Source organism: Catellatospora sichuanensis, assembly GCF_007483665.1.
GTDB lineage: Bacteria > Actinomycetota > Actinomycetes > Mycobacteriales > Micromonosporaceae > Catellatospora > Catellatospora sichuanensis.
Window position 1 is genome coordinate 33788 of the sequence record NZ_VIQO01000002.1, and the last position, 21673, is coordinate 55460.

General features: G+C 72.1%; 18 protein-coding genes and 1 pseudogene. 11 read left to right on the forward strand and 8 right to left on the reverse strand.

All coding sequences use genetic code 11. The annotated features are described in order from the left end of the window. Nucleotides 1-434: 434 nt before the first annotated feature. Both FLL47_RS17725 and FLL47_RS17730 read right to left on the reverse strand, forming a co-directional pair. Nucleotides 435-1274 (reverse strand): annotated as a pseudogene (locus FLL47_RS17725) (DUF5667 domain-containing protein); the annotation flags it as partial. A gap of 142 nt (nt 1275-1416) precedes the next feature. Beyond that, nucleotides 1417-2226: an ECF subfamily RNA polymerase sigma factor, BldN family gene (locus tag FLL47_RS17730; RefSeq protein ID WP_425457729.1), complete on the reverse strand. Its 810-nt coding sequence runs from the start codon at nt 2224-2226 to the stop codon at nt 1417-1419. Between the two features lie 557 nt (nt 2227-2783). Here FLL47_RS17730 and FLL47_RS17735 point away from each other — a divergent pair. The 8 genes from FLL47_RS17735 to hemB all read left to right on the forward strand — a co-directional run bounded on the left by FLL47_RS17735 (nt 2784) and on the right by hemB (nt 11440). Next, nucleotides 2784-4301, forward strand: a complete 1518-nt coding sequence (locus FLL47_RS17735) for an AMP-binding protein (RefSeq protein WP_144121663.1) — start codon at nt 2784-2786, stop codon at nt 4299-4301. Nucleotides 4302-4321: 20 nt separating this feature from the next. After that, complete coding sequence (locus FLL47_RS17740; protein ID WP_144121664.1) at nt 4322-4558, forward strand: glutaredoxin family protein; 237 nt, start codon at nt 4322-4324, stop codon at nt 4556-4558. A 51-nt stretch (nt 4559-4609) separates the two neighbouring features. Next, nucleotides 4610-5266: an HAD family hydrolase gene (locus tag FLL47_RS17745; protein WP_144121665.1), complete on the forward strand. Its 657-nt coding sequence runs from the start codon at nt 4610-4612 to the stop codon at nt 5264-5266. Nucleotides 5267-5661: 395 nt separating this feature from the next. Then, on the forward strand, nt 5662-6543 hold the full coding sequence (locus FLL47_RS17750; protein ID WP_144121666.1) for a redox-sensing transcriptional repressor Rex: 882 nt from the start codon (nt 5662-5664) through the stop codon (nt 6541-6543). Beyond that, entirely contained in the window at nt 6540-7874 is a 1335-nt protein-coding gene (locus tag FLL47_RS17755) for a glutamyl-tRNA reductase (RefSeq protein ID WP_144121667.1), read from the forward strand. The genes FLL47_RS17750 and FLL47_RS17755 overlap by 4 nt, the downstream gene beginning before the upstream one ends. Further along, entirely contained in the window at nt 7874-8794 is a 921-nt protein-coding gene (gene hemC, locus FLL47_RS17760; protein ID WP_144121668.1) for a hydroxymethylbilane synthase, read from the forward strand. Before FLL47_RS17755 ends, hemC begins: the two co-directional genes overlap by 1 nt. After that, complete coding sequence (locus FLL47_RS17765; RefSeq protein ID WP_144121669.1) at nt 8791-10371, forward strand: bifunctional uroporphyrinogen-III C-methyltransferase/uroporphyrinogen-III synthase; 1581 nt, start codon at nt 8791-8793, stop codon at nt 10369-10371. Before hemC ends, FLL47_RS17765 begins: the two co-directional genes overlap by 4 nt. 85 nt (nt 10372-10456) lie before the next feature. Then, entirely contained in the window at nt 10457-11440 is a 984-nt protein-coding gene (hemB, locus tag FLL47_RS17770; RefSeq protein WP_144121670.1) for a porphobilinogen synthase, read from the forward strand. Here hemB and FLL47_RS17775 read toward each other — a convergent pair. The 4 genes from FLL47_RS17775 to FLL47_RS17790 all read right to left on the reverse strand — a co-directional run bounded on the left by FLL47_RS17775 (nt 11434) and on the right by FLL47_RS17790 (nt 14831). Next, complete coding sequence (locus FLL47_RS17775) at nt 11434-11925, reverse strand: helix-turn-helix domain-containing protein (protein WP_144121671.1); 492 nt, start codon at nt 11923-11925, stop codon at nt 11434-11436. The two genes, hemB and FLL47_RS17775, sit on opposite strands and share 7 nt — an antisense overlap. Before the next feature lie 443 nt (nt 11926-12368). Then, complete coding sequence (locus tag FLL47_RS17780; RefSeq protein WP_144121672.1) at nt 12369-12581, reverse strand: FmdB family zinc ribbon protein; 213 nt, start codon at nt 12579-12581, stop codon at nt 12369-12371. 4 nt (nt 12582-12585) lie between these two features. Beyond that, nucleotides 12586-13662 (reverse strand): GNAT family N-acetyltransferase, encoded by a 1077-nt coding sequence (locus FLL47_RS17785; RefSeq protein WP_144121673.1) that lies wholly within the window; start codon nt 13660-13662, stop codon nt 12586-12588. A gap of 101 nt (nt 13663-13763) precedes the next feature. Next, on the reverse strand, nt 13764-14831 hold the full coding sequence (locus tag FLL47_RS17790; RefSeq protein ID WP_144121674.1) for a lytic transglycosylase domain-containing protein: 1068 nt from the start codon (nt 14829-14831) through the stop codon (nt 13764-13766). Nucleotides 14832-15066: 235 nt separating this feature from the next. Here FLL47_RS17790 and FLL47_RS17795 point away from each other — a divergent pair, with 235 nt between their 5' ends. Continuing rightward, entirely contained in the window at nt 15067-17799 is a 2733-nt protein-coding gene (locus tag FLL47_RS17795; RefSeq protein ID WP_425457720.1) for an ATP-binding protein, read from the forward strand. 85 nt (nt 17800-17884) lie between these two features. Here FLL47_RS17795 and FLL47_RS17800 read toward each other — a convergent pair whose 3' ends face one another. Then, a complete protein-coding gene (locus FLL47_RS17800) occupies nt 17885-18418 on the reverse strand; it encodes a phospholipase (protein WP_144121676.1) in 534 nt (177 codons plus the stop codon). 197 nt (nt 18419-18615) lie between these two features. On the opposite strand from FLL47_RS17800, the gene FLL47_RS17805 reads away from it, so the two are divergent. Further along, entirely contained in the window at nt 18616-19116 is a 501-nt protein-coding gene (locus FLL47_RS17805; RefSeq protein ID WP_246158144.1) for a SigE family RNA polymerase sigma factor, read from the forward strand. After that, the gene (locus FLL47_RS17810) at nt 19113-20024 is read left to right on the forward strand and encodes a hypothetical protein (protein ID WP_144121678.1); all 912 of its coding nucleotides are present in this window, start codon (nt 19113-19115) and stop codon (nt 20022-20024) included. The genes FLL47_RS17805 and FLL47_RS17810 overlap by 4 nt, the downstream gene beginning before the upstream one ends. Here FLL47_RS17810 and FLL47_RS17815 read toward each other — a convergent pair. Continuing rightward, nucleotides 19963-21606, reverse strand: coding sequence for a glycoside hydrolase family 10-like protein (locus tag FLL47_RS17815; RefSeq protein ID WP_144121679.1), 1644 nt, complete (start codon nt 21604-21606; stop codon nt 19963-19965). The genes FLL47_RS17810 and FLL47_RS17815 overlap by 62 nt on opposite strands. Between the last annotated feature and the right edge of the window lie 67 nt (nt 21607-21673).

A 21673-nucleotide genomic window follows, 5' to 3' on the forward strand; every position in this document is an offset into this window, starting at 1 on the left:
GCGGCAAGGCCGCGCCGACGGCGGCGATCGGCTGCGCCGGACTGCGACGACGTGCCATCGGGCCCTCCTTCTGCGGGGAACGCGGTGCGCCGGGGTGCCGGCCGGTCCGTGTTCCGGACGGCTAGAGCGTATGCGCCGCAGGCCGCCGCACACAGTAGGGGCGCGACGCCGTTGCCGGCAGCCGCGCCCCTGTGATCCGTCTCCGCGAGCTAGCCGAGCAGGCCGCCGAGGATCCGGCCCAGCTCGTCGAGCAGGCCGTCGTCCTGTGTCTGCTCCGTCTCGCCCTCGGTGGCCGCGGGCGACGCCGAGGTGCTCGGCGCGACCGACGCCTGGGGGGCGACGGGGTTGCCGTTGTTGCCCGGCTTGACGTTCTCCTTGGTCTCCGCCGGCTGCGGCTGCTGCGCCGGCCGCGAGGGCTGGCTGACCGCGTTGGCGCAGGCGCCGGGCACGGAGCCGAACCGGTCGCTGCCGGTCGAACCCGCACCGCAGGCCAGCGCCGTGCGGGCTGCCGCGGAGCGCTTCTCGATCCGGTCCAGCAGAGACAGCGAGCCGGTGACCTTCTCCCGGTCGGTGCTGCTGTCGAGCAGCTGCCCGACGAGCATCCGCTGGTCGGCGACGAAGCGGTCCACCGCGTCCAGGGCGGAGGTGTCGCGCCGCGCGATGGCCGACGTGATCAGCATCCGGATGCCCTGGGTGGTGTCGCTGTCCATGTCGGTGAGCGCGGCCCCGAACCCGGTGGCGTCGGTGCGCACGGCGTGCGCCTCCGACAGGCGGGTGCGGGCGAACTCGAGGTAGAGCCGACCGCGGGACAGGTCCGAGCCGGCCAGCGCGAGCTGGGCCTTTTCGGTCTGCCGCTTGACGCCGTAGAGGGCGTCGCCGGGGATCGCCTCGCCGCTGGCCACCGACACGCCGGACAGCGCCAGCGTGCCCGCGGCGATGCCGATGACGATCGCCCCTCGGGCGCGGACCCGTCCCGGCCTGCGGGCCGACCATGGAGCGCTCGCGCGCTGGTCGTCGACCTCGGGCCGGGCGGTGACGCCGATGCCGTCGCGTTCCGCGGTGGCGATCAGCTGAGCGCGCAGGTCTCGTTTGAACGTCGCCTCGGGTACGCCGGGCAGGGCCACGGTGCGCAGCTGCTGACCGACGCTGACCAGCTCGGTGAGCTGGCCGTCGAGGCGGGACCGGGTGTGGTGACGGCGGCCGCCGTTGGCCTCGTCGAGCAACTGGGCGAAGCGCTCGGCACGCCCACGATCGAACAGGGAAATGTTGTTCACCGCGGGCACCCCCCTTCGCTGATCGCGGTGATTGTTACGGCGAACGCAGAGAATGCCGCTCGCACCCGGTCAAACGGGATCAGGGCACGATCAGTTACGGCCGCCAGGGGTGACGGGTCACCCATAGTGATGTGAGTCACATTCACGGCGCGAACCCCTCGGGCAGCAGGCGGGCGAGCGCCCGGACGGCGCGGTACTGGAGGGCCTTGATGGCGCCCTCGTTCTTGCCCATCGCCTGGGCGGTCTCCGCCACCGAGAAGCCCTGTAGGAACCGCAGCACGATGCACTCCTGCTGCTCGGGGTTGAGCTGCTTGACCGCGGTCAGCAGCGCCACGTTCGTGATGTGGTCCACCACCGCCGTCTCGGGACTGCCCTCGGGGCCGCGGTCCTCGCGGTCGGCGTCCAGGACGTCGCCCGTGGTGACCTCCAGCCGGTACCGGCCGGACTTGAAGTGGTCGGCGACCAGGTTGCGGGCGATGGTGACCAGCCACGCGCCCAGGTCGCGGCCCTGCCAGGTGAAGCTGCTGATGCGCTTGAGCGCGCGCAGGAAGGTGTCCGAGGTCAGGTCCTCGGCCAGCGGCCGGTTGCCGACCCGGAAGTAGATGAACCGGAACACCGTGTCGACGTACCGGTCGTAGATGAGCCCGAACGCCGCCGAGTCGCCCTGCTGGGCCCGCTCGACCAGCGTCCACACCTCGTGCGCGGCATCGCTGGGATCGGGCCGGTCCGGATAGCCGGTGCCGCCGGTGCCCCCTTCTTCGACGGCCGGCAGGACCTGGGTCTCGCCGCTCTCCGTGGCGGACCCGCTGGCCTGGGTCGGGGCGCTGCGCCCGTTGACCCGCCCGCCCACGGGTTTGGTGCCCGGGGGCTGGTGCCGGGCCGTGGCGTCGTTGCCCTGCCGGGTGCGAATCCGCTGGGTGCCGCCGTCACCTCGTACCGCCGTGGCCAGCATTTCGTTGAGCGAAGTACGGAGCAGCGTCAGGCCGTCGACCAGGGCCCGGCGAGCCGCCGCCACTTCGCTGGTGACCAGCTCATCGCCGAACAACACAGAACTCATCCCGCCACCTCCGCGTGCCCCCAGACCGATCCGTCCCGGTACTGCGGAGGGCGCACGCGCCCACCGGCGTACCGGGCAATCTCCACCATAAGCCGCTGAACACCCATGAGGTACTCGTTCGGTGCGATAAACGGCACAAAGGCCTCCTCTGGCTGAGGGGTGTCGACTCATGGCAAAAAGGGTGAGCCGACCCTGAGGACTATAAAGGCCCCAACTCACCCAGCGGTGTGGAGTCAGTTACACGCCGGACCGAAATGTTGCACCGGCACCCGTAGGTGTCGTCGCACACGTTGTGCGCTGGTCCGCGTACTGACCGAAAGTTTCGAGGCGGCTCACCCGGGCGGGTGATGCCCCTGTAGTCCCCGTGACAGCGGCGGCCGTGACGGCGTCGTGTCAGGACGGTGCACGCGAGGGGTGGGCTCGCGGGCCGGGCTGTGGAAAACTCAGCCTCCGTGAACCTCGCCACACTGCTGCGAAAGCATGCCGCCGCGACACCGGACCGCATCGCGCTGCGCGCGGGCGAGGAAAGCCTGACCTGGGCGGAGTGGGACGCGCGGGTCGACGCCGCGGCGCGCGGCCTGCACGCGCTGGCACTGCCCCCCTCGGCCGGTTTTCCCGCGCGTGTCGCGATCGCCCTGCGCAACGACCTCGACTTCCCCGTCACCCTGCTGGCCGTGTTGCGGGCCGGACTGGTCGCGGTGCCCTGCAACCCCGGGTTCACCCCCCGCGAACTGCAGCACGTGCTGGCCGACAGCGGGGCGCAGGTGCTGGTCGCCCCGCAGGAGCTGCTGGACGGGGTCGCCGACGCGGTGGCGCACCCGCTGACCGCGCCACCGGTGGCCGCGGGCGCCGTGCCCGCCGAGGACGCCGGTGACGGGCTGGCGCTGCTGCTCTACACCTCCGGCACCGAGGGCGCGCCCAAGGGCGCGATGCTGCCCCACGCGGCACTGCTGGCCAACCACCGGCAGCTGGCCGCCGTGGAGCCGCCGCTGGTCGGCCCCACCGACACGGTGCTGCTGGCGCTGCCCCTGTTCCACGCGTACGGGCTCAACACCGGCCTCGGCTCGGTGCTGTTCCACGGCGCGGCGGGCGTGCTGACCGCCGACTTCGACCCCGCTGGCTCGGCCGCGCTGATCGCCGAGCACCAGGTGAGCGTGCTGGTCGGCGTGCCGCCGATGTTCCTGGCCTGGAGCGCCGTGCCGGACATCGGCGAGCGGCTGCGTTCGGTGCGGCTGGCGGTGTGCGGCGCGGCGGCGCTCGAGCCGGCGGCGGCGGCCCGGTTCGCCGCGCTGACCGGGCACACCGTGCAGGTCGGCTACGGGCTCACCGAGACGGCGCCGGTGCTGGCCTCCACCGTCGCCGCCCCGTCGGCCAAGCCGGGCTCCATCGGCCGGCCGCTGCCCGGGGTCGAGCTGCGCCTGGTGAACCGGGCCGGCGAGGACGTGTGGCGGGGCGGGGAGCCGCTCGGCGCGGACGACGAGGACGACGGAGACGATCCGGACCTCGCCATGCCGGACTCGCCGGGCACCGACCCGGGCGAGATCGTGGCCCGCGGGGAGAACCTGTTCACCGGCTACTGGCCCGACGGCCGGGGCGGGCCGGACGCTGAGGGCTGGTGGCCCACCCGCGACGTGGCGTACGCCGACGGCGACGGCGACCTGTTCCTGGTCGACCGGCTCGGCGAGCTGATCCTGGTCAGCGGCTTCAACGTGTACCCCGCCGAGGTGGAGCAGGTGCTGCTGGCGCACCCGGGCGTGGCCCAGGCGGCCGTGCTGGGCGCGCCGCACCCGATGACCGGCCAGCAGGTGCGCGCGGTGGTGGTGCCCGCGCCCCGCAGCGAGGTCACCGCGGCGGAACTGGCCGCGCACTGCGCCCGGAATCTGGCCCGGTTCAAGTGCCCGAGTGAGATCGAGTTCGCCGACGCGCTGCCGTACTCGGTCATCGGCAAGGTGCGCAAAGGCCTGCTGTGACCTCTGGAGAGAATGGGACCGTGACGCGACTGACTCTCTACACCCGGCCCGGCTGCCACCTGTGCGAGGACGCGGTGGCGGCGCTAAAGCGCATCGGCGAGCCGTACGAGGAGATCGACATCTCCGGTGACCGGGAGCTGGAGGCCGAGTACGGCGACCGGATTCCGGTGGTCATGCTGGACGGCCGGGAGCACGGCTACTGGCGGGTCGAGGAGCAGCGGCTGCGCCGCGACCTCGCCCGGCAGCAGTCCTCCTGACCACCGTGGGCCGAGCACGCTGAGCAGGGGAGGCGTGGGTAATCTGGCGGGATGAAGCGCGGCGCGAAGCACCTTGTCTGGGACTGGAACGGCACCCTCGTCGACGACCTGCACCTGGTCGTGAACTCCACCAACGTGGCGTTCGCCGCGGCCGCGCCGGGCTTGTCGATCAAGGTGACCGCCGACGAGCACCGCCGTGACTTCCGCCGCCCGATCAGCGAGTACTACGGCTCCGTGCTGGGCCGCCCGATCACCGAGGCCGAGTTCGTCGAGCTGGACCGGGTCTTCCACGACGCGTACCGCACCGGACTGGCCGAGCTGGCGCTGGCCGCGGGTGCGCTGGACGCGCTGCGCGGCTGGACGGGAACGCAGTCGCTGCTGTCCATGTGGTTCCACGAGGAGCTGGTGCCGACCGTCACCCGCTACCAGCTGACGTCGCACTTCATCCGGGTGGACGGGCTGCGCGAGCGGCTGGCCGGTGAGCAGGCGCACAAGGCCGGCCACCTGAAGCGGCACCTGACCGAGCTGCGCCTGCAGGGCGCCGACGTGGTGCTGATCGGCGACTCCATCGACGATGCCGACGCGGCCGCGTCCGTGGGGGCGCGCTGCGTGCTCTACACCGGCGGCTTCACCGACCCGGCCAAGCTGCGCGCGTACGGCGTGCCGGTCGCGGACACGCTGCTCGAGGCCGTCGCGCTCGCGGCGTGACGTTCGTCTCTGGATGCCCTTGGCCGGCGCCTCTGGTGAGCGGTTTGAGTTAATCGCGGCTTTTGGTTGGGTATGCGGCCAATCGAGTGGGCGTGTTTTGGGAGCGATTGTCATGGTTGCGACATAATCGCGGAGCAGCGCCCATCCGGACGCCCGTCGCGAACCGCCTTTCCGGCGACTCTCCGTGACGGGTGGAGTGGGGTTCGGCCAGAGTGGGGGCACACATGCCGCGGGGGCATTCTGGCCGATTCGCGATCCCGGATGGGCGCGCTTTCAAGATCGCGATTTGTGCACCTGTTCACAAGCGCTTAGTCTGTTACCTCGACGTTCCCCGCTAGCACAGAGCCGTTCGGCCATGTGATCTGGGGTCTAAGCCTTGTTCGGCACGGAGTCTCATGAGTCAGCAGCGCACCGGTCACGAAGCCGGGATCACCGGCCGTGTCGGCGCGGTCACGCCCTCCGCGGTGCCGGATTTCCCGGACCTGCCCGAGGCGACGGTGGCCCGCCTGCCCGAGTATCTGCGTGCCCTGCATCACCTCGCCGAGACCGGGCACGACACCGTCTCCAGCGAGGGCCTGGCGCTCGCCGCCGGGGTCAACTCGGCCAAACTTCGCAAGGACCTGTCCCACCTCGGCTCGTACGGCACCCGCGGCGTCGGCTACGACATCGAGCCACTGGTCGGCCAGATCGAATACATCCTCGGCCTGAACAAGCGCCGCGCGGTCGCCCTCGTCGGTGTCGGTAACCTCGGCCACGCGCTGGCCGGCTACGCCGGGTTCGCGAGCCGCGGCTTCCGCATCGCCGCGCTGTTCGACGCGGACCTCACCCGGGTCGGCGAACTGATCAACGGCATCGCCGTGCGGCACATCGGCGACATCCCCGAGGTGGTCAAGTCCGAGGCGATCTCCATCGCCGTGCTGGCCACCCCGGCCGGTGCCGCCCAGGCCGTCGCCGACCAGCTGGTCGCGGCCGGGGTCACCAGCATCCTGAACTTCGCCCCGGTGGTGCTCAACCTCCCGGAGCAGGTCGACGTCCGCAAGGTGGATCTCGCCGTCGAGCTGCAGATCCTCTCGTTCCACGAGCACCGCAAATCGGCCCGCGAGGCCGAGCAGGCCAACTCGGCCGCCAGGGCCGCGCAGGCGGCCGTCAACGGAACCGAGCAGAGCAAGCCGGTAGCCCGCGCAGCCGGCCAGGGCCGGGTGGCCCACGTCATCGCCGAAGCCGGCGGGGCCGTCAACGGCAGCCCCGTCGCCGCGCGAGGAGAGGTGGCCGCGTGAACCTCGTCGTGGTCGGCGCGTCGTATCGGACCGCGCCGGTGGAACTGCTGGAGAAGCTGTCCCTGGTCGAAGGCGCGCAGGCGCTGCCCAGGCTGCTGTCCGGCGGCGAGCTGTCCGAGGCCGTCGTGGTCTCCACCTGCAACCGGGTCGAGGTCTACGCGGCTGTGCCCGCGTTCCACGCCGGGCTGAGCCGCCTCGGCGAGGTGCTGTCCGAGCTGTCCGGCGTGCCCGCCGAGCAGCTCGCGAGCACCCTCTACGTGCACCACGGCCAGGACGCGGTCCGCCACGTCTTCCGGGTCGCCGCCGGGCTGGACTCGATGGTCGCCGGTGAGGCGCAGATCCTCGGCCAGCTCCGCGAGGCGTACCAGCAGGCCACCGAGGCCGACGCGGCCGGCAAGGTGCTGCACGAGCTGCTGCAGCAGGCGCTGCGGGTCGGCAAGCGGGCGCACGCCGAGACCGGCATCGACCACGCGCCGCGCAGCATGGTCAGCGCCGCGCTGGACCACGCCGTGGCGAACGCCGCGGACTGCCACGACTGGCTCGTGGTGGGCGCCGGGGCGATGGGCGCGCTGGCCGTCGCCGAGCTGACCCGCCGCGGCGCGGGCACGGTCACCGTGGTCAACCGCGGGCAGGACCGGGCGCAGCGGCTCGCCGACGCGTACGGCTGCACCGCCGCCCCGATCGAGCGCCTGCCCGAACTGCTGGCCGAGGCGGACGTCGTGATCACCGCGACCGCGTCGACCGGCCACGTGCTCACTTCCGAGAACGTCGGTGCGGCGCGCACCGGGTCCGACAAGATCCTGACTATCATCGATCTGGCGATGCCGCGCGACGTCGAGCCGGCCGTCGCCGAGCTTCCCGGAGTGCGGCTCGTCGATGTCGCGCGCCTGGGCACCGTGCTCGACCCGGCCACGTCCGGCGCCCCGGTCTGCCCCCGCTCGTCCGCGGACCGCGAGGTCGCGGCCGTGGAGGAGATCGTCGCGGGCGAGGTCGACTCGTATGCGAGCTGGCTGCGCGGCGCCGAGGTGGCGCCGACGGTCGCCGCGCTGCGGGCCCGGGCCGAGGAAGTGGTCAGCGCCGAGCTGCGCCGCCTCGCCCAGCGCCGCGTCGACCTGACCGACGACCAGCGCGCCGACGTGGCGCACACCGTGCACCGGATCGTGCAGCGCCTGCTGCACCAGCCCACCGTGCGGGTGCGCCAACTGGCCGCCGAGCCCGGCGGAGAGGCGTACGCCAGCCTGCTGCGCGACCTGTTCGACCTGTCGGTGATCCCCGGATCACCGGACCACACCACGGTGGCAGATGTGCCAGATTTGAAGGGGGGTGCCTGATGACCAGCACAGGCGTGCTCCGCCTCGGTACGAGAGGCAGCGCCCTCGCGATGGCGCAGTCGCAGACCGTGGCGGACATGGTGACCGCGGCGACCGGCCTGCGGGTCGAGTTGGTGGAGATCGCGACGGCGGGCGACCGCTCGTCCGCGCCCGTGCAGCAGCTCGGCGTGGGCGTGTTCGTGTCGGCGCTGCGTGACGCGCTCTCCGCGAAAGAGATCGACTTCGCGGTGCACTCGTACAAGGACCTGCCCACCGCGCCCGCCGACGGTCTGTCCATCGCGGCCGTGCCCCAGCGGGCCGACCCGCGCGACGCCCTGATCGCCCGGGACGGGCTGACCCTGGCCGAGCTGCCCGCCGGCGCCGTCATCGGCACCGGCGCGCTGCGCCGCATCGCGCAGATCAACGCGCTGGGCCTGCCCGTGACCACCGTGCCGATCCGCGGCAACGTGGACACCCGGCTGCGCAAGGTCGCCGACGGCGAGCTGGACGCGGTCGTGCTGGCCCGTGCCGGCCTGGCCCGGCTGGGCCGCGCCGGTGAGGTCACCGAGATCCTGGACCCGATGCTGATGCTGCCCGCGCCCGCCCAGGGCGCGCTGGCCGTCGAGTGCCGGTCCGCAGATGCCGACCTGGTCGAGGCCCTCGCGGCCCTCGACCACCGGGCGACCCGTGCGGCGGTCACCGCCGAACGGGCGCTGCTGGCCGCGCTGGAGGCAGGGTGCAGTGCACCCGTCGCCGCGCTGGCCGAGACAACCGAAGACGACGAGATCTACCTGCGCGGTGCGGTGATCAGCGTGGACGGGCGATTCGCCCTCCGGCTGTCGCGCACCGGAACGCTCGCCGAGGCCGAGCAGATCGGGCGGGCCCTGGCCGCCGACCTGCTCGAAGACGGTGCCGATAATGTACTTGGGAGTGCAGAATGACCCGCACCCGTAAGCCCGCCGGGCACGTCGCGTTCGTCGGGGCTGGACCCGGCGACCCGGGACTGCTCACCCGCCGCGCGTACGACACGCTGCTCGAAGCCGACCACATCGTGTACGACCGCAGCGTGCCCGACGCGCTGCTCGACACGCTGAAGGCCGAGACCGGCGAGCAGACCGAATACAGCCCCGCCGAGGGTGTGCCCGGCGACGTGGCCAAGGTGCTGCTGTCCGAGGCGCGGTCCGGCCGCAACGCGGTGCACCTGGTGACCGGTGACCCGTTCGGCCACGACGCGGTGGTCAAGGAGGTCCAGGCGGTTGCCCGGACCAACGTGCGCTTCGCGGTCGTGCCCGGCGTCGCCCAGGCCGCCGGTGTGGCGACCTACGCGGGCGTGCCGCTGACCGGCGTGCGCACCGCCGCCGACGTCGACGACGTCACCACGCTCGACTTCGACGGGCTGGCCGCCGCGGTGCGGCACGGCTCGGTCGCCCTGGCCGTGGACGCCGGCGACCTCGCCTCGGTGCGCGACGGCCTGCTGGCCGCGGGCGTCGACGGCACCCAGCCGGTGGCGATCACCGGGGACGGCACCGGGGACACGCAGTACACCACCACCTCGTCGGTGGACAGCTTCGTCGCCGCGGCGCTGGGCTTCTCCGGCCGGGTCGTGGTCACCGTCGGCGGCGGCGTCCAGAACCTGGACAAGCTCGGCTGGTGGGAGCGGCGGCCGCTGTACGGCTGGCGCGTACTGGTGCCGCGTACCAAGGAGCAGGCGGGCGTGATGAGCGCGCGGCTGCGGGCGTACGGCGCCATCCCGTGCGAGGTGCCGACGATCGCGGTCGAGCCGCCCCGGACTCCGGCCCAGATGGAGCGGGCGATCAAGGGCCTGGTCGACGGCCGGTACGCCTGGGTCATCTTCACCAGCGCCAACGCCGTGCGCGCGGTGTGGGAGAAGTTCGCCGAGCACGGCCTCGACGCGCGCCACTTCGGCGGCGTGAAGATCGCCTGCATCGGCGAGTCGACCGCCGAAGCAGTCCGCGCGTTCGGCATCCAGCCCGAGCTGGTGCCCGCGGGCGACCAGTCCAGCGAGGGCCTGCTGGCCGAGTTCGCGCCGTACGACGAGATCTTCGACCCGGTGGGCCGGGTGCTGCTGCCCCGCGCCGACATCGCGACCGAGACGCTCGCCGCCGGGCTCACCGAGCGCGGCTGGGAGGTCGACGACGTCACGGCGTACCGGACCGTGCGCGCGGCGCCGCCGCCGGAGGAGATCCGCAACGCCATCAAGTCGGGTGGTTTCGACGCGGTCCTGTTCACGTCGAGCTCCACGGTGCGTAACCTCGTCGGCATCGCCGGCAAGCCGCACCAGCGCACCGTGGTGTCGGTGATCGGCCCGAAGACGGCCGAGACCGCACTCGAGTTCGGCCTGCGCGTCGACGTGCAGCCGGAGCACGCGTCCGTCCCCGACCTGGTCGAGGCGCTCGCCATGTACGCCGTCGAGCTGCGCGAGCGGCTCGCCGCGATGCCCGCCAAGCAGCGTCGCGGCTCGAAGGTCCAGGGGCCGACCGCGCTACGGTTCCGCTAGGCCAGATGATCCGGCGCGTCCTCGCGGACCCGGTGCCTCGTTGATCTGCGAGGACGTGCCGATTCTTCAACCCAGGGAGTACGTGATGTCCTTCCCGAACGTGCGGCCGCGACGGCTGCGCACCACTGCGGCGATGCGGCGCATGGTCAGCGAGACCCGGCTGCACCCGGCCGAGCTGATCCTGCCGCTGTTCGTGAAGGAGGGCCTCGCCGAGCCCCGCGCCGTGAAGTCGATGCCCGGCGTGCTCCAGCACTCGCGCGAGTCGCTGCGCAAAGCCGTCGCCGAGGCGGCCCAGGCCGGCATCGGCGGGGTCATGCTGTTCGGCATCCCGGCCGAGAAGGACGCCGTCGGCTCCGGCGGCATCGACCCGTCCGGCATCCTCAACGTGGCGATCCGCGACGTGGTCGCCGAGGTCGGCGACAGCGTCGTGGTGATGAGCGACCTGTGCCTGGACGAGTTCACCTCGCACGGCCACTGCGGCCTGGTCCGCCCCGACGGCTCCGTCGACAACGACGCGACCCTGGCCGCGTACGCCCGCATGGCGGTGGCCCAGGCCGCCGCCGGCGTACACGTGGTCGGCCCCTCCGGGATGATGGACGGCCAGGTCGCCGTGGTTCGCCGGGCCCTCGACGAGGCCGGCTACCGCGACACCACGATCCTGGCGTATGCGGCCAAGTACGCCTCCGCCTTCTTCGGCCCGTTCCGTGACGCCGTCGAGTCGTCGCTGGACGGCGACCGGCGCACCTACCAGCAGGACCCGGCGAACCTGCGGGAGTCGCTGCGCGAGGTGGCGCTGGACGTCGCCGAGGGCGCCGACATCGTGATGGTCAAGCCGGCCCTGCCCTACCTCGACGTGGTCGCCGCGGTCCGCGACATGGTCGACGTGCCCGTCGCGGCCTACCAGGTCAGCGGCGAGTACGCGATGGTCGAGGCGGCCGCCGCGAACGGCTGGATCGACCGCGACCGGGTGATGATGGAGACGCTGCACTCCATCCGCCGCGCCGGCGCGCAGATGATCCTGACCTACTGGGCCACCGACGCCGCCCGCCACCTCCGCGCCGACTACTGATACACCTCCGGCGGCTCCGGGTCGTTGCGGTACTTCTTCACCCGGACCTCCCACTGGCTGCGCCGCCGTTGCGCGTCTCGGTGTGCCCGGTCGCGCAGGAACGTCTCCGGCGGCCGGGCCAGCCCGTACTGGTCGGCCCACCACTCGCCCGGCCGCGGGTCGAGCACCAGGTCCAGGTGCGATGGGTAGCGGCGCTCCGCGCCGTCGCGCAGCTCCAGGTCGCGCCGATCGCTCATCGGCATCAGCACGTGGCCGTCGTCATCGACCACGGTGAGATAGTGCCCCGTCGCCCCCATCAGTTTGGCGAAGGCGACGAGGCTAGGCCATAGCTCACCGGCCTCGATCCGCCCCACCGTCGACGCGTGCAGCCCCGCGCCCTTGGCCAGCTCACGCTGGCTCAGATCGGCGCGGCGGCGGGCAGCCCGGATCAGCCCCACCACAGGGAACGGCGTGCCGGGCAGGCTCTCCTTGCGGGGACGCGGCATGCCCGTCAGCTTCGCCGCCAGGCCGGTCCTAGGCAACCGGCGTTCCCCGAACCTGTGGACAACCGCTGGGCCTGTGGATAACCCACGAGCCTTCGCCCCCCGGCCCGCCCAGTTCAGGCATACCCCGGAAGTGCATTTGCTCTGCACCCAAAGCCTTGCTCTGCACCCACCCGCGCAACAGATGCACCCCCGTTGCGTATTTGGGTGCAGAGCAAGGAAATGGGTGCAGAGCAAAGTCAGTCGAGGGCATTTCTGACCTGGGGGAGCCGGGGGGCGGGGTGGCTGGGATCAGCGACGCGAAGCCGCCTGCGGTAGGAGCGCGGCAGGCGGGCGCCCGCTGCGGTGATCACTGTTTCGGGTCGGAAGACGAGGTCAGGCCTCACTCTTGACACGGAACAGCGATCACCGGAGCCGAAGCTTGGCCGAGGACCTGCCTGGCTGGGTCAGCTGCAGCAGCCGCCGCCGCAGCAGCCGCCACCGCCACTCGACGGCGCGGGGATCGCGTCGCCGCGGCCGGCGAGGCCGACGGTGGTCAGCAGCTTCACGGTGTCGTCGTGGCCGGCCGGGCAGGGCGCGGGGTCGCCCGCGGCCGCCATCGGCCGGTTCACCTCGAACGTGTCGCCGCAGGCGCGGCAGCGGAAGTCGTAGCGTGGCATCGGGTCAGCTTATGCCGAGGTTCGCGGCCAGTTCCACGACGTCGCCCTCGTACTCCAGCCACTGGCGGTCGGCGACGAAGCCGAGCTCCTGGTTGACCTTGATGAGGGGTTCGTTGACCGCGGCGTTCCAGGTCTGCACCTCGGTCAGGTTCGGCTCTGCCGAGCGCAGCTCGAACAGCATCCGGGCCTTGATCGCACGGCCGACGCCGTAGCCGCGGTGGCGGGGCACGACGACGGTGTCGTACTGGTCCGCGCGACCGGGGCGCTGTGCCGGCACCACGACCTCGGTGAGGCCGGCGACCTCGCCCGTCTTCTCCTGGACGGCGACCACGATGTAGAGCTGCAGGCCACGGGCGGCCAGCGTGCGCAGGCTCGCCAGCAGCCGCTCCGGCTCGTAGGAGCTCGGGCGCAGGTCCAGGTCGCCCAGGTCGTAGTCGTCACGCACCTCGGCCTTGGCGGCCGCGTACGGCCCGATCATGTGCTCGGGAGGGCCGTCGGCGTAGAACTCGATCTGGTATCCGGCGCCCACGCCGGCGGCCAGGTCGCCGAGGGAGAACCAGTCGACCGTGTCGAGCCGCAGCACGCTGCGGACCTCGGTGAACGCCAGGGTGAAGCCGTACGCCTGGTAGAAGTCGACGGCGGTGGTGTCACCCGCCACCTCGACGCCCAGCGTGGTGAAGCCCTTGCTCAGGGCCACCCGCACCTGCTCGGTCAGCAGCGCCCGGCCGATGTTCTGCCGGCGCGCCTTGGGGTGGACCAGGATCTCGACGACGCCGATGTCGCCGAGCAGGATGATGCTCCCGGCGCCCAGCGGTGCCACGCCCCGCGCGGCGTCCCCCTCGTTCTCCTCGACCAGCCACATCATCTTGCGTTCACCGGGCATGGTGACCGCCAGGTAGTCGCGCATCCTGCCGTCTTGCCACAGCGGATCATCAGGTAGGTCGACCGCGGAAACCTCGTTGAGGAGAGCGACCAGAGAGGTGATCTCAGTGGCGGCGGCGGTACGGGGATCCCATTCGCGCACCTTCACTTGTCCAGCTTGCACACTGCGCCCCCGAAACGGAAGGGTCCCACCTGTCATCGTATGCAAACCATTACTCTGAGTGGCGCTCAACGATGAAGGCAGTGGCGGACGGTAGTGTTATGGGCCGTTTCGCTGATGTGGGCGAGACGTCCGGTTGATCAGGTCTGACTGCTACGACCGTACGCCTGCGCGGTGTCATACACCTTCTGCAGGTACACCCCTACGTTGTTGTACGACAGCACCACCGATTTCCAGTTGGCCACCACGGTCAGGTCCTTGCCCGGCGCGCACAGGTAGTACGCCGCCGTCAGCGCCGAGTCGTCGAGGTCGTGCGGGTCGACGAGCTGGTCGTTGTCGCCGTCCACCCCGTAGGTCACCCACGTCGCCGGGATGAACTGCATGGGGCCGACCGCGTGGTCCCACTTCTTGTCGAAGTCGAGCGTGCCCGCGTCGGTGTCGTTGATCTTCTTGGTGTTCTTGGTGCCGTCCAGGGCGATCCCGACGATCGGCGGCAGCGCCTTCGCGTCCTCGCCGAGCTTCGCGCCCTTGGTCCGGCCGTGATCGGACTCGATCTTGCCGATCGCGGCGAGGGTGGTCCACCGCAGCTTGCACGACGGTCGTGTCTGCGTCACCACCCATTCGGCGTACGCGTACGCCTCCAGGGCCGTCACCGGCACGCTCACCTTGGGCGAGGTCGCCTCCGCCCAGCGGTGGAACGCCACGGCCGGCCGGGCCACCGGGCTGGGCGCGGCGGTGGGGGAGGGCGGCGGTGCGAAGCTGGGACTCGGCGTCGTGCCGGCGGTCGCCTGGCTCGACGCGGACGGCGTGGGGGCGGGCGCGGCCTTCGCGCCGACCAGCGCCGGGATCAGCAGAGCACCGGACGCCCCGGCCGCGGCGACCAGCATGACGATCGTGACGCCCGTGGTGGTGAGCCGGCCGACGGGACGGCGGGACTGCCGCCAGACCACACGGCCTGCGTCCATCGCCGCGGAGCGCAGCCGCACCATCGCCGCCCCGACCGAGATCGCAGCCTCGGTTTCGTCCCCCGGCGCGACCGCGGTTTTGGGCAGGGCGCCGTATCCCGAGGTGGTCGCTGTGTCGCCGTCGGCGTCGGCCGCTGTCGCGGCAACGGTTTCCGCGTCCTGCGCGACCCGCGCGTCGGCAGCATCGTCGGCGGCCGGCTTCTTCGCCGCCGCCGCTTCCGTGATGTCGTCCCCGTCCCGCACGGGTCGAGTATGCCTCGCCCGCGCCGCGTTGTCGTGCGCACGTGGTGTCCGTCGACGACGGCTCGGGTGATCCGGTTGTGACCTCATGGCCCACATCCGCCCTGCGGTGTCGTCGTTACGACGGTTGGCAGCTCGACACGGCACTGATCGTCTTCATCGTTCGCGGGTGGTGACACCTCGGACGGCTCGATCAACCCGTTCTCACGATGTCCTGTGCAGGTGGGGGTACGGCAGCATGAACCGCGACTTCCAGGGGGGCGGAGGTTATCCGCGCGTGCAGCAGCGTACACATCTGCCTCGTGGGCAGGTGACGTTCTTGTTCACCGACATCGAGGGCTCGACCCGACTGGCCCAGATGCTCGGTGACGGCTACCGGCCGGTGCTCCACGAGCACCGGCGGGTGCTGCGTGCCGTGCTGGCGGCGGCCGGTGGCGTGGAGTTGTTCACCGAGGGCGACTCCTACTTCTTCGCTTTCGCCGACGCCTCGACGGCGGTGGAGGCGTGCGCCTGCGCGCAGCGCGCACTGGAAGCGCACACGTGGCCGGATCCGCAGGCGCAGCCCAAGGTGCGGATGGGCCTCCACACCGGAATCGCGCAGCCGCACGGCGGCGAGTACGCCAGCCCCGAGGTGCACCGCGCCGCCCGGGTCGCCGCCGCCGCGCACGGTGGGCAGATCCTGCTCTCCGCGTCGACCGCCGAGGCCGCGTCGCGGCTGCCGGACCAGGCCTGGCTGCTGGACCTCGGGCTGCACCGGCTGCGCGGCTTCGACGGCCGCGAGCGCTTGTTCCAGCTGGTGGCGCCCGAACTGGAGCAGCACTTCCCGCGCCCGCGCACCGAGCGCACCGCGCCGCACAACCTGCCCAGCCCGCTGACCTCGTTCGTGGGGCGGCATCCGGAGCGGGCCGAGCTGGCCGAACTGCTGGCGGCGCACCGGTTGACGACCGTGGTGGGCGCGGGCGGCGCGGGCAAGTCGCGGCTGGCCGTGGCCGTCGCACACGACCTCATCGAGTCCTATCCGGACGGCATCTGGAACATCGACATCGCCGGCGTCACCGATCCGGGGCTGCTGGCCTTCACCGTCGCCACGGTGCTGGGGCTGCGCCCGGAGCCGGGCCGTCCCGTCGTCGAGACGCTGGTCGAGCACGCCTCGACCCGGCGCCTGATGCTGCTGCTGGACACCTGCGAGGCGCAGGTGGGCGTCGTTGCGCCGCTGGTGGCCCAGTTGCTGGCGGGGGCGCGCGAGGTGACCGTGCTGGCAACCAGCCGGGAACCGCTCGGCATAGCGGGCGAGCTGGTCTGGCGCATCCCGCCGCTGTCACTGTCGCCGTCCGCGGGCGGTGGTGTCAGCGACGCGGTGACGCTGCTGGCCGAGCGCACCGCGGCGGCGCGCGGCGGCCGCCCGGTCGAGCCGGCCGAGCTCGCCGACCTGGCCAGGGTGGCGGCCCGCCTGGACGGGCTGCCGCTGGCCATCGAGCTGGCCGCGGCCAGGCTGCGCGTGCTGTCCGGAAGCGAGCTGGCGGCCCGGCTGCATGCTGAGCTGACCGCGGAGGAGAGCGACCCGCTGCGGGCCCTGGACGCGGGCGGGCCGCATTCGGGCGCGCACGCCCGGCACGCCACCATGCAGGCCACGGTGACCTGGTCCTACCGCACCCTGCCGGACGATGCGGCGCAGCTGCTGCGCTGGCTGTCGGTCTTCGCCGGGCCGATCAGCCTGGCCGGGGTGGAGTGGCTGATGGACGGCGACCCGCTCGGCCCGCTCACCGTGCTGGTGGACAAGTCGCTGGTGCAGGCCGAGCCGGGCGCGCACGGCACGACCTACCGCATGCTCGACCCGATCCGGGGGTACGCCGCCCGGCGGCTGGCCGCGCACGGTGAGGAGGCGGCCGCCCGGGACCGGCACGTGGCCTGGGCGCTGCGCGCGCTGCAGGCGGTCGGGCACGGGCCGGACGGGCAGCCGGTGACCCTGTCGCTGTACTCGATCGACCCGCTCGCCGCCGAGCTGCGCGCCGCGCTGCGCTGGTGCGGCACGGGCGGCAGCGCCCGCTCGGGGCTGCAGATCTCCTGTGGCCTGGACCAGTGGTGGCGGGAGCGGGGCCTGGCCCGGGAAGGCCGGCTGTGGCTCTTCCGGCTGTACGCGCGCCTGTCCGAGACGGGCGAACGGGTGCCCGACGCCGAGCTGGCCCGCGCCTATCACGCGCATTCGGGCCACGCCGCCGTCGACGGCGAGTTCGTCGAGGAGCTGCGGTTCAGCCGCCGGGCCGAGTCCGCGGGCCGCCGGGCCGGCGATCCGGGCCTGCTGGCGCGGGTGCTGGCCGGCCGCTCGGGCGCGCTGCGCGACGCGGGCAAGCCCGACGACGCCGAGCAGGCCTGCCGGGAGGTGCTCGCCTGGGCGACCCGCTACGAGGTCGCACCGGACGCGCTGTTCGCGGTGTGCAATCTGGCCGAGCTGCTGTGGCTGCGCGGCGCGCTGGACGAGGCCGCCACGCTGCTGGCCGCCTCACGTCAGCTGGAGCAGCTGCGCCCGGCCGAGCGCGGGCGGCGCACCTTGGACCTGCTGCTGGGCATGGTGGCGCTGCGCCGTGGCGACCTCGTCGCCGCGCACGAGCACCTGACCGTGGCGCTGCGCTCGCGGATGGCGTACGGCTTCCACGGGCGCGCCTGCGTGGCCGTCAAGGCGATGGCGGCGCGGTGCGTGCAGGGTGGGGACGCGATGACCGCGGCGACGCTGTTCGGGGCGGCGGAGTCGACGACCGTCCAGCTGCACTGCGGGCCCGGCATCTTCGCCTCGTTCTGGACCGCGCAGCAGGAGGCCGCCCGGGCGGCGCTCGGCGACGCGGTCTTCGACGAGGCGTACGCCCGCGGGGCGGCGCTGTCGCTGGGCGAGACGGCGTCGCTGGCGCTGGCTGTCGAGCACCCGGATCTCGCGGTGGATTCCAGCCGCTTCGCCGAGCTGCCCAGCGGCTCCTGATCCCGCGTCAGACCCCGGACGCAGTCCTGCGCAGCCTTCCCGGAGACGGATCGGGAAGCCTGCGCAGGAACCGCGGGAGCGGGCGTCAGTTGTTCTCGGCGGCGGCGCGCAGCGCGTCGTCCTTCAGCTTCTGCGCCTTGGCGATGTCGGCCTGGCTGACGGCGCCGACGCTGCCGAAGGCCTTGACGGCCTGGTAGTAGGTCCAGGCGAGGCTCGTGCAGGCGGGCCGCACGACGACGTTGTACGTCGCGCACTTGCGCTTGAGGTCCTCGTAGAACGCGCTGTCCAGCCGGGACTTGTTCGCGGAGAACTGGCCCATCGCCTTGTAGTTGCGGTAGTTGAAGTCGTGGCGGTAGCACGACAGCTTGAAGTCGAAGCCGAGCGGGTTGTCCGGGCTGGTGGAGCAGTAGTCGGTGCTCCAGTCGAAGGCGTACGCCGCCCACGCGCCCTGGTTCTGCCGGCCGCTGTTCCAGGCGTTGTAGCTGCTGACACTGGTCTGCGACCAGCTCGACATGACGGACAGCTTCTCGGCGGGGGTCACCGCCTGAGCGGGTGCGGCGATCGCGAGAACGGCGATCATCGCGGCCGCGGGAGCGAGCAGCAGGCGCAGGCGGGACATGGCTTCACCTCGGCGAATAGGGTTCGTCAGGGGTTCAACGAGCCGGTCGGCCGATGCCTGGGTGGAGCATCGGTGGAGCTGAATGTAGTCGTTGCGGCCATGTTTCGGAAGTGTTGATTTTTCCGGCGCTGCAAGGACATGCAACCCCGCTGCAGACGCCTTACGTCCCCTGCCCGGAGACGACGGGAAGGGACCATGTGAAGCGCGAGGACGAACCGGAGTACCGGGAGTACGTGGCGGCGCGGCTGGAGAGCCTGCGGCGCATCGCGTTCCTGCTGTGCCACGACTGGCACGCCGCCGACGATCTGGTGTCGACGGTGCTGCTGAAGCTGTACCGGTCCTGGTCGCGGGTCCGCCGGGCGGACAACGTGGACGCCTACGTGCGCGGCATGCTCACCAACGCCTGGCTGGACGAACGACGTCGGCCGTGGCGGCGGGAACGGCCGGAGGCGGACCTGCCCGAGGCCGTGGCCGCGCCGGTGGAGCCGGGCGACCGCACCGCCATCGGCCGGCTGCTGCGCGGGCTGGGTCCGCGTCAGCGGGCGGTGGTCGTGCTGCGCTTCTACTGCGACCTGTCGGTCGAGCAGACCGCGGGTCTGCTCGGCATCTCCGAGGGAACCGTGAAGAGCCAGTCGGCTCGGGGGCTCGAGACCCTGCGTGGCCTGGCGACCGAGGCGAATGCAGAGGAACGGCGATGAACGATTACCGCAACACCATGGAGGAGTACGTGGGCACCGCCCCGCGTACGGCCATCGACGTCGACGAGCTGGTCGTGCGCGGGCGGCGCGCACAGCGGGGCCGCCGGCTCGCCGCAGCCACGGGCGGGCTGGCACTGTCCGCGGTCGCGGCGCTGTCCGCGGTGAGCCTGCTCGGGGCGACGGCCGGGGGCCCGCAGCCGCCTGCCGTGGCTTCGGCGGCGGCGTCCACGACCGCGGAGACGCCGGACCAGACGGCCCAGCGGCTGCTGGAGGTCCTCAAAGCGGCGATCTCCCGGGAGGCTCCCGGGGTGACCGGGCTGGAGACGCTGCAGCGGCAGATGCACCAGTGTCGGCCGGACGCGATTCCGCCCGCGCGGCTCGTGCCCTACGACGCCGCGACCTTCGACACCGCCTGCCCCGCCGACTCCCCGCTGCACCAGCTGCGCGAGCAGAACTTCGACTGGCTGGGACAGATCACCGTCGGGGAGGTCACCGCGTCGGTGCGCATCCACGTCGGCCGGGTTCCTGTCATCGACCCGCCGGGCGAGCAGCCGGACCAGCGGCCCGAGCTGGTGGGCAAGGCACCCGGCGGCGGCACGGGGGCGCCGCCGGCCTCGCCGGGCATCACGGTGCTGGCGAACGAGCTGGTGGTGGAGGTGGTGAAGCCGGACGGGACCGACTTCTTCGTCGGGCACCCGGAGAAGCACCCGCTCCTCCTGGCCGACCTGTGGCAGGCCGTCGGCCGGGACCGTGCGCGCCCCCTCGGCGCGGAGAAGGGCGCCCACCGGGTCACGGTGGGCGCCCTTCTCAGCGGAGCACGCGAGGGGGCGCGTGCTCACCCCCGGGTCAGGGGACGAAGCGGGCCGGGCTGGGCAGGCTCTCGTTGTAGAGCCGGTCCAGCGAGGTGACGAAGTAGGTGTAGCGCTGCCCGGCCACCGCGGTGGTGTCGGTGAACGACGTGCCGCGGGTCGTCGCGATCAGGTTCGTCGCGTCGGCGAAGTCGCAGCCGCTCGGCAGGATCTTCAGCCCGTTGACGCGGTAGACCGCGTACGACGTGGCGGTGCCGAAGGGGCCCGCGCCGTCGGCCAGCGGCTGCCACTTCAGCGCCACCCCGGCGTCGCTGCGGTCGGCCTTGGTGACGACCGGGAACAGCAGCGGCTTGCTGGGCAGGTGGGTCATGGTCGGCACCAGGGCCGGCTTGCTGTAGTGGTCGGCCGCGTACAGATCGGTGGCGCCGATCCGGTTGGCCCGCACCTGCACCGCGCTGAAGTGCACGTTGCCCGCGACGTTGTAGTCGCGGTTGAAGGTGAGGTGCCTGCTCATCTCGGCCGGGTCGAACCACGCCGCGGGCTGGCCCGCAGTGGCGATCTTGTAGTCGGCCTGGCCGATGTAGAGCTGCGTCTTCGTGCCGGCGACCACGTCGGACCACCACGGCACGAGCTTGGCGTAGTCGGCCACGGCCAGCCCGATGTTCCAGTAGATCTGCGGCACGATGTAGTCCAGCCAGCCCTCCTTCACCCACTTGCGGGTGTCGGCGAAGTTGGCGTCGTAGGACTGGGTGCCGTTGGTCTCCGAGCCCAGCGGGTCGGCGGCCTGGTTGCGCCAGATGCCGAACGGGCTGACCCCGAACTTCACCCACGGCTTGGCGGCCTTGATGCGCCCGGCCATCTCCTGCACCAGCAGGTCGATGTTGTTGCGCCGCCAGTCCGCCTTGCTGGCGAAGCCGGCCCCGTACTGCTCGAAGGTGGCCTGGTCGCCGAAGTCCTGACCGGCCGCCGGGTACGGGTAGAAGTAGTCGTCGAAGTGCACGCCGTCGATGTCGTAGTTCTCGACCGCGTGCATCATCGCGTCCTGCACGTACTCGCGTACCTCCGGGATGCCCGGGTTGTAGTAGAGCCGGCTGCCGGCCGCGTTGAGCGGGTAGGCGACCGCCCACTCCGGGTGCTCGCGGGCCGGGTGGCCGGGCGCGAGGTTGTTGACGTCGGTGCCCGCGCCCATGCCGGTGGCGCTGGTCGGCATGGAGATGCGGTAGGGGTTGAACCAGGCGTGGAACTCCAGGTTGCGGGCGTGCGACTCGGCGACCAGGAAGGCCAGCGGGTCCCAGCCCGGCCCGACGTTGTCGCGCTTGCCGGTCAGCCATTCAGACCAGGGCTCGTAGGGTGAGGGCCAGAACGCGTCCGCGGTCGGCCGGATCTGCACCACGACGGCGTTGTGGTTCAGCCGCTGGGCGAGGTCGAGCCAGCCGCGGTACTCGGCCTTGAGCTCCTCCTCGGCCTTGCCGGGGGCGCTGGGCCAGTCGATGTTCACCACGCTGGCGATCCACATAGCCCGCAGCTGCCGCTTGGGCTGTGCGGGGTTGAGCGTGCACTCCGTCGCGCTCGGCGTGGCAGCCGGCGCGGAGGACAGCGGGTCGGCCTGCGCACCGCCGGGCACCAGCAGCGCGCCGAGCAGCGCTGTGGCGGCCCCGGCCGCGATCAGTCTCATGCGCATGAGAATTCCTCCAGTAGCAATGTGCAGTCCGAAGAAAACTTTCATCCTCGAGCCAAGAACGCAAGGG

Coding starts and splice junctions, on each gene's coding strand:
- FLL47_RS17730 (WP_425457729.1), bottom strand. CDS start 2,226: ATGCTGGCCACGGCGGTACGAGGTGACGGCGGCACCCAGCGGATTCGC.
- FLL47_RS17765 (WP_144121669.1), top strand. CDS start 8,791: ATGACCCGCACCCGTAAGCCCGCCGGGCACGTCGCGTTCGTCGGGGCT.
- FLL47_RS17800 (WP_144121676.1), bottom strand. CDS start 18,418: ATGTCCCGCCTGCGCCTGCTGCTCGCTCCCGCGGCCGCGATGATCGCC.
- hemB (WP_144121670.1), top strand. CDS start 10,457: ATGTCCTTCCCGAACGTGCGGCCGCGACGGCTGCGCACCACTGCGGCG.
- FLL47_RS17815 (WP_144121679.1), bottom strand. CDS start 21,606: ATGCGCATGAGACTGATCGCGGCCGGGGCCGCCACAGCGCTGCTCGGC.
- FLL47_RS17780 (WP_144121672.1), bottom strand. CDS start 12,581: ATGCCACGCTACGACTTCCGCTGCCGCGCCTGCGGCGACACGTTCGAG.
- FLL47_RS17745 (WP_144121665.1), top strand. CDS start 4,610: ATGAAGCGCGGCGCGAAGCACCTTGTCTGGGACTGGAACGGCACCCTC.
- FLL47_RS17795 (WP_425457720.1), top strand. CDS start 15,067: ATGAACCGCGACTTCCAGGGGGGCGGAGGTTATCCGCGCGTGCAGCAG.
- FLL47_RS17785 (WP_144121673.1), bottom strand. CDS start 13,662: ATGACAGGTGGGACCCTTCCGTTTCGGGGGCGCAGTGTGCAAGCTGGA.
- hemC (WP_144121668.1), top strand. CDS start 7,874: ATGACCAGCACAGGCGTGCTCCGCCTCGGTACGAGAGGCAGCGCCCTC.
- FLL47_RS17775 (WP_144121671.1), bottom strand. CDS start 11,925: ATGCCGCGTCCCCGCAAGGAGAGCCTGCCCGGCACGCCGTTCCCTGTG.
- FLL47_RS17750 (WP_144121666.1), top strand. CDS start 5,662: ATGAGTCAGCAGCGCACCGGTCACGAAGCCGGGATCACCGGCCGTGTC.
- FLL47_RS17810 (WP_144121678.1), top strand. CDS start 19,113: ATGAACGATTACCGCAACACCATGGAGGAGTACGTGGGCACCGCCCCG.